The 14781-nt window shown below is 35.2% G+C and carries 5 protein-coding genes; 3 read left to right on the top strand and 2 right to left on the bottom strand.

Translation table 11 applies throughout. From position 1 onward, the window contains the following. The first annotated feature begins 77 nt into the window (after positions 1–77). On the top strand, positions 78–2333 hold the full coding sequence (locus ABWH96_RS16185) for a TonB-dependent receptor domain-containing protein (protein WP_375578551.1): 2256 nt from the start codon (positions 78–80) through the stop codon (positions 2331–2333). A 347-nt stretch (positions 2334–2680) separates the two neighbouring features. Then, complete coding sequence (locus tag ABWH96_RS16180; RefSeq protein WP_375578550.1) at positions 2681–11848, top strand: T9SS type A sorting domain-containing protein; 9168 nt, start codon at positions 2681–2683, stop codon at positions 11846–11848. A 58-nt stretch (positions 11849–11906) separates the two neighbouring features. On the opposite strand, the gene ABWH96_RS16175 is transcribed toward ABWH96_RS16180, so the two are convergent. Then, positions 11907–12212, bottom strand: a complete 306-nt coding sequence (locus ABWH96_RS16175) for a hypothetical protein (RefSeq protein ID WP_375578549.1) — start codon at positions 12210–12212, stop codon at positions 11907–11909. Further along, entirely contained in the window at positions 12209–12403 is a 195-nt protein-coding gene (locus ABWH96_RS16170) for a hypothetical protein (protein WP_375578548.1), read from the bottom strand. Before ABWH96_RS16170 ends, ABWH96_RS16175 begins: the two co-directional genes overlap by 4 nt. Positions 12404–12574: 171 nt before the next feature. On the opposite strand from ABWH96_RS16170, the gene ABWH96_RS16165 reads away from it, so the two are divergent. Then, positions 12575–14479, top strand: coding sequence for an ABC-F family ATP-binding cassette domain-containing protein (locus tag ABWH96_RS16165; protein WP_375578547.1), 1905 nt, complete (start codon positions 12575–12577; stop codon positions 14477–14479). Positions 14480–14781 lie beyond the last annotated feature (302 nt).

Raw genomic sequence — 14781 nt, 5'->3', positions numbered from 1 at the left:
GGTTAATTATTTAGTAATCTAATATTAATTAATATATTTGTATTAAAATAAATTTAGATTAATCTAAAAATATAATCATGAAGACAGTAATTTCGGTTTGTCTACTTTCTCTTTTTATAACCGTAATGGATGCGTATGAGGCAGTTGCTCAGCATTTTGAGGCATTAATTTTAGATGAAAAAGGAGAGCCATTGCCCTTTGCAACAGCATCTGTTTCTGAATTAAGTTATGGTGCAACTGCAAATGAAAGCGGTGAAATTGTATTGAAAATTAAAGATGGATCTAAAGAAATATGGATTTCACATGTCGGCTATCAAAAGAAGAAAATTGAACTTGAAAAAATTGATTTATCAAAATCACATAAAATCAAATTAATTCCAGATAAACTAGGCTTGAATGAGGTGGTGGTTAGTGGACAAATGCAAGCTAGAAGTTTAAGGAATTCGCCTGTAAAAGTGGAGGTGTTTAAAGCAGATTTTCTCAATGATTTCTCACAAGGCTCAGGAAATTTAATGGAGAATATTTCTATGGTGAACGGTATCCAAGAAAATGTAGCCTGTGGTGTTTGCTATACCAACGAAATCAGCATAAACGGTTTGGAAGGTGCTTATACTTCACTTTTGATTAATGGAATTCCCATTTACGGTAATTTGGCCACAGTTTATGGCCTCAATAGCATACCAACCGATATGATGGAAAAAGTAGAGGTGGTTCGAGGTCCAGGATCAACCCTTTATGGATCTGAGGCCATGGCAGGAGTTATTAATATCATTACACCACATGCCGAAAAAAAATCTGTAAACCTTAACTCAAGTGTTTCTCAATTTGGTGAATGGAAAGGAAATCTAATTACACAATATGAAGCTAAAGACTGGAGTCATTTTTCTGGTTTACATTGGGATGTAGCAAATCAGTTCGTTGATCGAAATAAGGATTTATTTTCGGATGTAATTCTTAGAGATCGCTTTTCGGTATTCAATTTCTCTGAAAATAAAGAAAAGCAATTGTCCATTGGGGGTAAATACTATTATGAAGACAGAAGGAATGGAGTATTGGAATATGTTAAAAATAGGAATTATAAGCAGCTAAGGGGTAGTGATCAAGTATATGGAGAAAGTATTTACACTCACAGATGGGAATTGTTCGGTGATAAAAAATTTGGGAATTCACCATTCCGATTACAATTTTCAGCTAGTCAGCATTGGCAAGACAGCTACTATGGAGATACCTTTTATGAAGCCGAGCAACATCAGGCCTTTGCGAATTTTATTTATGAAAATAAATGGGGGAATCATAATGTGCTATCAGGATTTAGCCAGCGCTTAAGTTATTATGATGATAATTCCCCAGCAACTGAAAGTGAGGCTGGAAATCAAGCTGATTTACAAATTATTCCAGGAATATTTGTTCAAGATGAATGGAAAATCAGTAAAGATTGGAAAGCACTTTCTGGTGCCAGACTTGATTATTATAACCGCCATGGATTGATATTCTCCCCTCGGTTAAATGTTCAATATCAATTGAGTGAATGGACAAATTTCCGATTTAATAGTGGTACAGGCTTTAGAATAGTAAATTTATTTACTGAAGATCATGCTTTTGTTTCGGGGCAGCGGGAATTGCAGATTGAAGAAGATTTAGATCCTGAAAGATCGTTTAATGTAGGTTTAGGATTTCAACATGTTTATACATATGGGAATCAACAAGGAAGTATTGAATTAGATGGATTTTATACTTATTTCACTAACAAAATTATTCCCGATTATGATACTCCCGGTTTTATTATTTATTCTAATTCAGAAGCTTATGCTTATACCAGAGGACTAAGTGCAAACATTAATCATCAGTTAGGGGCTAATCTTTATTTGAATTTAGGTGCACAATGGCAAAATGCTAGACTGGCAGAAAGTAATGAGATTGGTATTTTAGAAGAAAATTCAATTATTTATTCTAGAGATTGGTCAGCAGTTGGGTCTATGGAGTATAGTTTTCCTTTGGGTATAAAACTGAATTATAGTTTTAATTGGAATGGACCTACTGCCATGCCTGTGGTTTTTGATGTGAATGCATTGGGCGAAATTGTAAGCTCTAGGTCTGACTTTTCTCCTGAATTTACGCTCCATAATCTTAAAGTCAGAAAAGAATTCAAAAAGATAGAGGTTTTTGCAGGTGTTAGAAATGTATTCGATAATGTTCAGCAGATATCACCCCTTAGCGGTACACAGGATCAGACTGTACCTTTAGGTTTTGGTGAATATTTTGACACTGCCTACAATTATGGGAGTTTGATGGGGCGTAACTTTTTTATTGGGTTTGATTGGAAAGTGTATTGAAAAGTTACATCCATAATATTTACAAATAACTTCTAATACGTACATGGTGCTGGATTATTTTAGCTAGTCTTATTTTATCCTTTTAGTTTTTTTAAGTCTGGAGCTTACAAAATCCTAAGTTCAAAGCTATAAATGTTTATATTTTATTTTTTATGTAAAACACTGGTAGGGAGTTTGTTACGATTATTTGTTAATTAGCTTAGAAAGACGTCTAACTGCAAAAAATCTTATTTGGTCGTTTTTTTCGTATTTCTTAACGATTAATAGCAACATACGTGCTAAAAAATGCTTTAATTTGATATTATGATAGTATATTTGCAGTTAGCTTACATGAAAAAAGAACCATTATGAAAAGATTCTACTTTCTATTAACAATTATTTCAATCAGTTTATTCCCTTTTATTGGTTTAGGTCAGACAGGACCAGCTGGAGTTGGTACTGGTGATGGCTCATCTGGCCCTCATAATGTTTTATGGCTCCGATCAGATATTGGAATAAGTCAATCTGCAGGAAAAGTATCGGCTTGGGCTGATCAATCAGGAAATAATTTGGATGCTAGTCAAGCAACACCAGCTTTACAAGCCGACTATACCGGGTCTAATGCCAATTTAAACGGTTTTCCATCCATAAACTTTGGAGCTTCAAATGGATATTTGACTATTGGAGATAATGATCTACTGGATGATACGGATGGTCTTACTGCACTTTTTGTGTTGAGAACTCCATCTTCAATCGGTACGGAAGGTGTTTTAAGTAAAAGGGTCTCTAATGGAAATGAACAGTCCTATGTGTTTTTTACTACAGGCGGGGGCTTCGAAGCCAGATTTGATGGTGACGGTGGTGTTGACAGTGAAAATTCGACTATATCAACCGATGCTAACCTAGTTGTAAGCTCTATTTTTGATGGCTCGGTTCAGTCCATCAGCAATTTTGTGAATACTGACAACGGAGGTGTTCAAACAGGGGCATCCAATACATTAGAAAATAGGGTGTCCGATTTATTCTTGGGTAACTTTAATACAGGAGATAATAGAAACTTTGAAGGTGATATTGCGGAAGTTATTTTATATCGTGATGCCTTGAATGGTGCCGAGAGATTAATTGTAGAAAATTATTTAGCCGAAAAATACGATTTAACTATCACAAACGACATTTTTGGTGAATATGTAGATTTTGATTCAAATTATTTTAATGATTTCAGAGCGATCGGAACTTCAAACGGAACTGAAAAAAAGTCTGAATCTGGATTCTCTGATGCCTTTCAGATTAGAGAAGCAAGCGGGGGATTGGATACCAATCTGGAATTTTTTGCAATAGGCCATAATGATGCTGTGGCTCATTCGGAGGGTGTCACAACCGATTTAGGAGCTAATATCACTTCTCGATGGGGAAAGGATTTGTATTTGGAAAATAGCCAGAATAATGTGATTGATAATGGAGAGTCTGATATGGACTTGATTTTTGATTTTGGGGATGCGGGTTTTTCATTAGGTAGCCCTTCAAATTATGTTTTATTGTACAGATCTGCCAATTCAGGAAATTATGAAAGAGTTTTTGCTAATAGTTATTCAGTTGAAAACGGAGATCAGTTAGTGATTTCTATTCCTGGAAATAGAATTAAATCTGGATATTATACTGTAGGAGAGGGTGATCAATTAATTAGTAGAACTTGGTACGTTTTAAAAAATGGAGACTGGACAGATCCAAACACATGGACATTAGATGCGGGTATTGCTCCCGCCCCTAACAATCCGGGAGGTGATATCCCTGCTGATGAGGATAATGTGGTGATTAGAAACGGTAGAACCGTAGATATTCAAAACGGAACTAACGATATAGAAATTGCTAGCCTAAGGGTAGATGGTAAAATTAATCTTAATAATACTACAGGGCATAATTTTAATGTGATTAATGGAAAAGGTACAATTGATATCAAAGGGAATGGAGGTATTTCTAATTTTCCATTAGGTACAACAACTGGTTCAAATGGTTTTGCTAATGAATTAAATGGAGGTCTTTTAGTGGTAAGCGGTGCAGGACTTGAATTTGATCAGGATTTAACATTAAAAGATTTAAGAATTGATTTAACTAATCCTAGTGATGAAGCAATTTTAGGAGCTGATATAACTTTGAATGGTGACTTTACCATTAGAAAAGGAACCTGGCAATTTGGTGATAACACGGCTTCGGCAAGAGAATTCACTGTTTTTGGAGATGTCTTAGTTCAAGATAATGGTAGTACTCAAGAAGGTTTAATTACTACTTCTACTCAAAACGTAAGACATTCTTTCAATTTGTACGGTGATTTCACAAATGAAGGAGATGCAAGATTTTCTCAGAGAACCACGCAAACAGCGGGTAGTGATCCAGGTGACGGGATAACCGATGTTTATTTTCTATCTACCGACAGAAACCAAACTATTAGAGCTAATGGTCCGACCTATTTCTTAAGAGTTATTATTGATAAAGGTGATCCTGCATACTCTGCTACTTTCACTGCAAGTCAACCTACAAATTTTGTATTGACAGGTAGAGCCAATCAAAATATTGGAGGTGATGTTAATGTTCCAAATGATAACCAGAATGCATTTGGTTTAATAACGGGAACAGCAGTTTTGGGTACTAATATTAATGTTGATCCATTAAATATTACTGGTAATTACTCTATAGGTACAAATGCAAAGTTATTAATCGATGGCGGTTTTGCCAGAAAAACTGGTGGAAATGCTATTACCCCTTATGGTGAGATTGAAGTGAACGCTGGAACTTTACAAATCGAGAGTGGTAGTGGAGTTACTTCAAGAGGTTCAGGTTTATTAAAAGTAAATGGTGGGATAGTTAACATTCCTCAATTTAGAACTTCTGTAAATGGCCCAGAAAATGTGGGTGGATTGGAAATTAATGGTGGTCAGGTAAATATTGGGACAACTAACGGTATAAATCCATCAGGTGATTACTATACATTATCATTGACCTATCCTGAAAATGCTTTTATCATGACGGGTGGGGAATTAAATGTTAGTGATGCAACAGGAAGAGGATTAGTGTTTATCAATAGTGATCCAGGAAATGTCAACGTAAGTGGTGGTACAGTTAATTTTATTTCATCGAATGCTAATGAAGCTAAACTTACTAGTAGAGCACCTTTTTATAGAGTAACCATGGCTTCTACTAACGGAACCGTTTCAAATTTTACTCTAAATGAAGGTACGAGCGGAAATGGAGGAAATGCTAGGACATTATCTGGTCAACCTTTAAAAGTACTGCAGGACTTAATTGTTCGTGGATATAACGATCAGTTTTATAATAATCCTTTTGGTAATTTTCCTACCACATTTTCAGCTGTTACATCTTCAACAAACGTGAATGACGTTTATGTAGGTGGAACCTTCTATGTAGGAAGATGGTCGTTTTATGATGCAGTTTTTGGCGGGGTAGAACCTTATGATAATATAGGTGATCAACCTACGGAAGTAAATACCACTTACTTTAATCAAACAAGTGGAACGTCTGCAATTGATACTGTTTATTGGGGAGGTTCTGGAGCTATAAGAATGGAGTTAGGTAATTTAGTACTTGATAGAAATACAGGTAACGAATTGAGAGGAATATCAAGAACTGGTGGAAATGGTGCTATTCGATTTGATATAAATGGAAATGGTGAAGTTAGGTCTGGTACGCTAGATCAAAATATATTTACAATAAGAATCTGGGGAAATGTTGTCAATCACGATAGAATGGGGACTTATTTTGCTTCTGGAAGTTATCCTGAAGCAGGAGGGACACCTGATATTGCTCAAATTAGGTTTAGAGAAGATCCACCAGTAGTTATTGATACTGAGGATGGTGCTATTTTTGGAAATATTAGGTTTAATGTAGGTTCGGCTACAATAGCAGAACTTAATAGTGATGTCACTATTGAGAGAATGGAATATTGGAACGGACGTATTTATATTAAAAACCACACTTTAACAATTAATGAAATTTGGAATATCAACAATGGAGGAGGAAACTTTTTTAATGGTGAGATAGCCAACAATAGTTTAATCAGAATCAATAATGAGGGTATTGTAGCAAATGTGTTGATTTTCACGGATGGAAATGCAAGTGATGGCGGATTAAGACTGAAAATTAACGGCAATACAGTTCCCGAGACAGAAGAAAGTAGATTAAATAATATTTCACCAATTACATTTCCTATAGGGTTTACGAATGATGGTGGTTCTACTGTGTATACAAGACCAGCACAAATGAAAGTAAAAGATTTTTCTGATGATGGTTATGTTCGCATAAATGTTGTAAGCGGAGAATTGGAAACTTCAGATTTAAGTGGAGGCGAAATATTACAACATTATTGGAGAGTTCGTCATGATGGATTTACCGATTTGCCAACCGTTGCTTTCAGATTTTATTATAGAGGTTCTGGTGCTGTAGTATCAGGAATTGATAGACCTTCAAATTATGCTTCATCAGATGAGGATAATTATGTCCCAGGGTATGTTTTGGATGGAAACCCATACACTAGAGTTTTTGAATCAGATCCAGCTGAAGATTTAACTGATATTATTACTTCTACTTATGGGGGAAACCAAAGTGCAAATGAGGATAACAGAACTAGGGTAATTCATTTTAATGGGAACAGTACAGGCGGAGAATTTGATCAAAATGATTTTAATGGGTTTGAATTAGTCGGTGCAAATTATACGGCAGGTGTCTCTAGTAGATTTGTTGGTGCTCCCACAGTTTATTATTCAAGAATGACCAACAATCAAAGTTGGTATGATAGAAATTGGGAAGATGGTACAAGTTGGTCTTTAATACCTCATAATAATGATAATAATAACAGCGCTAGACCAACAGCTGGCACTTGGCCACAAGAAGGTGATATTGCAGTACTGGGTTATGGCGGTTTTACTGGTGGTATATCACCACAACATTCAATAGAAATACAAAACGGTGATAATATCGAAGTTGCTGAAATTGTATACGAAAACCCTATTAATAATTCAACAAGATTGGTGGTAAATAGAAATGCAACGGTTTCTTTTGGTAAAATAAGTGGAACAGGTGGTACTTTTATGCAAAGATATAGATCCACAGATAACCCTACAATAACTGGGGATTTTGGAGAGTTTTATACCAATGAAAATTTTACTTATAATTATTATTTGGATCAAAATGGAACTTACAATATAACTCCTCCAACAGATATTTTTCCTAATCTTCGTGTTGAAGGTGGTAATAATAATAGAATAGCTATTTTCCAAAATGATATATTAGTAAATAATGAATTGAGAATCGATGGTAATACAACCTTAAGAACTAATAATGGTCCTAATGGAGATATAGAAGTTTTGGAAGCGCTGAGAATTGGTGGTTATCTTGGAGGAAATGTTGAATTTAATGATGGAAGTGCAAGAACAATTGAGGTAGGAAGATTAAGATTTATTGGTTCAAATAACACTTCCAATTTAAATGTTAGAAACAATACTCAAAACGGTATTATTCACCGATTAATAGTGAATGATAATATAGAACAAGAGAGACCAGGTAATTTCGATTTATTTAATGGCTTTGGAACAAATAATAATGCAATTCTAGAATTTAAAGGAGAAGGTGACCATAGCTACATTAAATCAGATGGAAATACTGCTGACATGTATCAAATTGTAATAAATAAAGGAGCAAATCAAAGTTCATCATTTGAGTTGGGTCAAGAGTTTGACATTCCAGACGCAACTACTACTTTCCAACCGATCGAAATCCTCAACGGAACTTTAATCATGAATACACCAGATATTAATGGTGGTACGGGCATTGTGTTAGCAAATGGCTCTAACTTTATGTTACCAAACACTAATAATCTAGATGCTTCTTCAGGCTCTGGTGCATTGGAATTAAGAGATGGTAATTTCCTTATCGAAGGGGATAATACTGGTTTGATCCTTGACGGATTATTAACCATTAGTGGAGGTACTTTAGATATGGCTTCAGGAGCTGGAAATGGCAATAATTTTATCGAATATTCCGTATCTGGCAATGCTGAAATTGATATCACCGATGGGGTTTTAGAGGTAGGCTCTCAAGTGAGAAGAGGGTTGCTTTCCACATCAGGTGTGTTAAAATATACTCAAAGTGGTGGAACGGCTCGATTTGGAATTAATACTGCTCCTGAGCAGAACAGAGGAGTGTTTGAAATCTTAAATTCTGGAAGTGAATTCAATCATTCAGGAGGGGATTTTATTCTTGAAAGACAAAATGGTTCAGCAACTACTGCATCCTTGCGATTAGAACCAGATAGTTATGATTTCACTGGTTCTACCATCACAATTGGTGGAATTGCCACTCCAGTTGGTCAAAACCAAATTGGGATAAACGCTACTGTTCCGATGAATAATTTATTAATTACTGGGAATAATGCTTTGAATGCAAGGATATTTATTAACCCTTTGACTGTAAATAGTCTTGAAGTTGAAAATAATGGAACTTTCTCAGCCAACGGATTGGATTTAACGATTGTAAATGATCTTGAAGTGAATGGAACTTTCAATAATCAAGGAAATGGTACTAATCAACAAACTACATTCTTTAATACTGCTGGCACTCTAAGTATTTTGGGAACTGGAACCATTGATTTTTGGAATGTTGATAAAACTGGTGCGGGTACACTTTCTTTAAATCATGAAGTGACTGTTGAAAATAATCTAAATATTTTGAACGGTATTTTAAGTACAAATGCCAATACACTGAATTTAGAAGGTGATTTAATACATGATGGAGAACATCAATCTGCAGTAGCTGAACCAGGGATCGTTTTTAATGGGACTGCAACACAAAATATAGCGCGTTCAAACACTGGACAAAGTATTTTTGGTACCATTACCATTGACAATAGTAATGGTGTGGAAGTTACAGCTGGTCAAAATGATTTCGAAATCAACCATAAAGTGATTTTGGCTTCGGGTGTATTTGATATTGGTTCTAACTTATTGATTATGGATGAGGATGCCATTTTCGAAAATGGCTCAGGTGGCACTAATGTTTCTGATTTCAATGTCAATAATATGATTACGGTCAATACAAGTTTAATTGATAAAGGTGTTAAAAAAATCTATCCGGAAAACTTCAGTGGAAGCTTTGTTTATCCTGTTGGTCTATTGAATTATACTCCAGCAGTAGTAAATGCGACTGATGTTGATGGTAACGGTTTTATCACAATTAAGCCAATTGATAATTTTTCTGATGGTATTACAGATGATGATGATGAATTGTGTGCTGGAGCAGTTGATTATGATGATACAGAAAATGTATTGCAATATTATTGGTTAGTGAAATCAGATAATATTACAAATTTTGATGGCTCTTTTACAATGTATCATAATGATGTCTTGGAATCCGTAAATAATGGAGCAGGACTTGATTTGACTAATTATGCACCTGCAAGATTATTAAATGCTGATGACACCTGGGACAAGATTTACTCTGAACAATTATTTGATGAAGTAGGAAATACAATTACTTTCCAATCTGATTTAACCAATGATTATAATGGATTAAATAGTGGATCTATTGAAGGTAGATATACAGCAGGTATAACTAGAGACAATAGTGATGCTTTACTATGTGGAAGTGCAATTCCAAATGTTGTTCCCTTATTTGAAACTTTAACAGGTATTGCTGATGGAAATGTAAATGTTGGAGGTTCTTTTGTTGGTGGTGTTGCACCTTCTGTTGGACAATCACCTGATTTAGTTGTAAGAGGAAATTATACTCTTATTTTGAATGATAATTTCAGAAGATTTAGAAAGGTGATAATTGAAGAAAATGCCACTTTGGAAGTCAATAGTACTTTTGGTCATAACCTAGGTACAATTGAAGGGACAGGAACCTTGAAATTAGTGGATGATGGAGCATTTCCAGCTGGTGACTATGAAGATTTCTTCCCAGATGCTAACTGCTCAAATGGAGGTGGTTTGGAATATGAAAATAACGATCTGGGAACTGATGTCACAATTCTTGCAGAAGGCTTTACTAATTTGAAAAGATTGATCTTAAGTGGTAATGGAAAGAAAGTGATGTCTAACGCCACAAGTGTTAACATCTGTGAAAACTTAGAACTTGCTGGAGGTGATTTTGAAATGGCCAACAACTCGGAATTAAGAGTAAAAGGTAATATCATCAAAAATGGCGGTAGCAACTTTAATGCTGAGTTTACCAATGCCACAATAGTAATGGATGGAACCACTAATCAGACTATTTCTGGTCAATTTACGGGATTGGAGGCTTTCAATATCTTAGAAGTGAATAAATCTAGTGGAAGATTATCAATTATTGATGGTGGTAATAATGATGTGGAAGTAAGTGGAGAACTTAAATTTACCAACGGACTTATTAATACAAATACGGATAATTCTTTAGTTATTCAAAATTCAGCAACACTATCTGGCTTTAAGACTTCCAGTCATGTGAACGGTCCGCTAATTAGAAATCTTAATGCTTCCACAGCATCTGATTTTGATCCTTTTCCGGTAGGACAGAGTGGTCGATATGGATTGATTGAAGTGAGTTATATTCAAAATACTGATGATTGGACAGCTACTTTCTTTAGCGAAAGTCCTGAGGAGAATCCTGCAATTGGAACGCTTGCCAATGACTTAGGAGGCTCTAATCCTGTCGTGAGTGCGAATCAATATTGGGAATTAACAAGTGCTGGGTCTAATATGGCTAATGTTAAAATTTCTTGGGATCCAAGCAGTAATATAGCAGATGGTTCAGCTAGTGTTGCACAATCCTTAAGTGAATTGAGAGTGGTTCGATTCAAAGATGGAGTTTCTTCACAATGGGAAGATCAAGGGCAATCCAGCGTATCTGGAAATGCTAGCAATGGAGAATTAACATCAAACAATAGATTTGATTTCTCTACAAACTTTGTGACTTTCGGAGCTGGCGATGCTAATAATAATTCCTTGCCAGTAGAATTAACCTTTTTCACAGCCGAAAATAATGGAAATAGAGTTGATTTAAAATGGCAAACTGCTTCTGAGAAAAACAATGACTTTTTCGAAATTCAACGTTCTTTTGATGGTACAGAATTTGAAGTATTAGGTATAGTAGAAGGAGCTGGAGATTCTAAGGAAACCATTGATTACGATTTCAAAGACTATGCTCCTTTAGCTGGAGATTCTTATTACCGATTAAGACAAGTGGATTATGATGGTGCTTTTGAATATTCTGAAGTGGTGAAAGTAATTAGAGTGGAGGCCTCAAATTTGGTTGCTGTTCCTAACCCAACACAAGCTCAAAATATTCATTTAAGATTATCTGGTTTCCATGGCGAGCAGAAAGTTCAGGTAGCAATTTTTGATATGCAGGGAAGAAGACATTATCAAGCTATTCATAACCCATCGGATTTTAATAGAGCGTTGCCAATTAACCAAGAATTGAATTCAGGTATCTACATTGTAGATGTGAAGCAAGGAAATATACGGAAGAAAGTGAGATTAATGGTGAAATAAAATCACTTACTATCAACTTTAAAGACTGTATTTTCTAAATTTAGGGAATGCAGTTTTTTTATATACCTTTCTTCAAAATTGTGGTAAGGAGTAATTTAAAAAGAAACCATTTTCGCAAATAGTTAACTTTACAGTTTTCAATAATGATGGTTTCATTTTCGGAAAATAGGATGATGATCTTTTGATTCAAATAGCGAGTAAGCTTGCTAAAACTCTTAAGCTTTAGAAGAAAACCTAAAGGGAAACTAACAGCTGATGTAGAAGGAATTTTTATACATACATTTTTATCGTCATCATTCTCAACCACTATGGTTTCTGAATTGCTACTAAGTTCTAAATCAGCTGTTAGTTTAACTTTTTTCATTTAGATTCGGTAGTGATGCTTAATTTTCCACTTAAAGTCCACTCTGTTTTTTCTTCAGAACCAGCTTTTTTGGGTACTCCAATTTTAAAATCATTAAAATCGTAATTGATTTTTGCATTTCTGCCAGTAAGCTTGTCATATAATCCGATGGCTAAATCTGGCCAACTTTGTGTTTCTTCTGTTTTGCTCATAGTTTTTATATTTTTTATTTACCTAAGCAACAGTTGATTTTTAATATTGTTTAATATTGTTTAATATTTGTAAGTTAAGTGTTAAACAAAATATTGTTGTATGTTGAAATATATTTTCAACTATTCCTGCAAAGCATTTTATCCTGACAAAATCCCACTTAATTTTGCATCATGCTTTCTATTAATAATTTAGACTACTACATAGGCGATAAAGCCTTATTTGATAATGCTTCTCTACACATTAAGCCAAAGGATAAGATTGGTTTGATCGGGCTTAATGGACAAGGGAAATCCACTTTGCTGAAAATCATAAATGGGGATGTTACGCCTGATAAAGGTGAGGTTCAGATGAGTAAAGACTGCACCATAGGTTTCTTAAACCAGGATTTGCTTTCTTTTCAGTCGGATGATAGCATTTTGCATGTTGCCATGCAGGCTTTTAAGGAAGCTTTAAAATTGCAGGAAAAAATCGAAGCTATCTTAAAAAAGATGGAAGAAGATTATTCCGATGATTTGGTGGATAAACTAACCAAAGCACAAGAGCAATATGAAATGATGGAAGGCTATAGCTTACAAGCTAAAGCTGAAGAAATTCTGGAAGGAATTGGTTTTAAAACAGAAGACCTTAGTCGACCACTCAAGACTTTTTCTGGTGGATGGAGAATGCGGGTGATGCTTGCAAAGCTATTGCTTGAAAAACCTTCCCTCTTAATGTTGGATGAGCCTACCAACCACTTGGATTTGCCCTCAATACAATGGATCGAAAATTATCTAAAGTCTTATGAAGGGGCTTATATCATAGTTTCCCACGATAGAGAGTTTTTGAATAGAACAATCGATATTACAGTTGAGGTAGATCAACAGCAATTGAATGTATATGCTGGTAATTGGAGCTTTTATAATGAAGAAAAAGCGTTAAGAGCAGAATTGCAACAAAATGCTTATGAAAACCAGCAACAGAAGATAAAGCAGACAGAGCAATTTATCAGCCGTTTCCGCTCTAAAGCTACTAAGGCAAAGCAGGTACAGTCTAGGGTGAAAGCCCTAGACAGAATGGATAAGGTAGATGCAGTGGTGGATAATAATGCTACTATCAATTTCAGTTTTAATATCAACAATAAATCAGGTCGTCATATTGTGCGATTAAATGAAGTCTCTAAATCTTATGGTAACATTAAGATTTTAGAGGGAGCAGATGCTCATATTGAACGAGGTGATAAAATTGCATTAATTGGTGCAAACGGAAAAGGGAAGTCTACTTTACTCAGGATCATAGCTGGGGAAGAAAAGCATGAGGGTAAAAGAGAAGAAGGTTATAATGTAGAATTCGGCTTTTTTGCGCAGCATCAGCTGGAGTCACTGAATGTCCAGAATGAGATTTTGGATGAATTGAAACAAGCGGGAAGTGATCGAACTGAAATGGAATTGAGAAACCTACTAGGTTGTTTCCTTTTCAGGGATGAAGAAGTTTTTAAGAAAATCAAGGTGCTTTCAGGAGGAGAAAAATCTCGTGTGGCTTTGTCCAAAACCATGATTTCTAATGCGAATTTTCTTTTGCTGGATGAGCCGACCAACCACCTGGATATGCAATCAGAAAACATCCTGATTCAAGCATTACAACAATATGAAGGTTCTTTTATTACAGTTTCCCACAACAGATATTTTGTATCGAATGTGGCCAATAAAATCTGGTGGATAGAAGATTATCAGGTGAAAGAATATCCTGGTACTTATGATGAATTTCAAGATTGGTTTGCCAAAAGAGAAGCTGCTAAAGCAGATGACCAAAAAATAGAGGAAGAAATAAAGAAAGAGCAGAAAAAGGAAAAGCAAGCCAAGCCCAGACATCAACCGGAAGATGCAGAACTGAAAGCCAAGCAAAAGGAATTATCTAAGTTGGAGGCAACTATTGAAAAGATGGAAACGGATAAAAAAGCATTGGAAGAAGAATTGGCTAAACCTTCTGTTTACGGAAATCCTGATAAGCTTTTTGAAGTGAATCAAGAATTTGAAAAAGTGAATAAGCAGTTAGAGGAATTGACAAACGAGTGGGAGAGCTTGGCGATGGAGATGTAATACCCCCTAGCCCCCGAAGGGAAACGCACGGAATTTTTTTGCATTTTAATTTGATATGATTTGACTATAAGATAGAAAAAAAATTGATGAGATTTATTGTTTACCACTAATCTCAATCCGTGCGTTTTCCCCTTTGGTGGAATTCAATGCTGTTAAGTTAAACGTTGAAGCCATGTCGTTCGCTATATTCCAAAAAAATAACCTTGGTTATTTTCCTTTGTGTTCTATTGTCTCTTTTGTGGTGGAAATTTGCTAACGTTTGTACAGATTAACAAATATTCTTTTTTAACCACAAAAGGTTC

Source organism: Marivirga tractuosa, assembly GCF_042140215.1.
Classification (GTDB): Bacteria; Bacteroidota; Bacteroidia; order Cytophagales; family Cyclobacteriaceae; genus Marivirga; species Marivirga tractuosa_A.
Note: the sequence above shows the minus strand (reverse complement) of the source record. Positions and strands in the feature narration are given on the sequence as shown.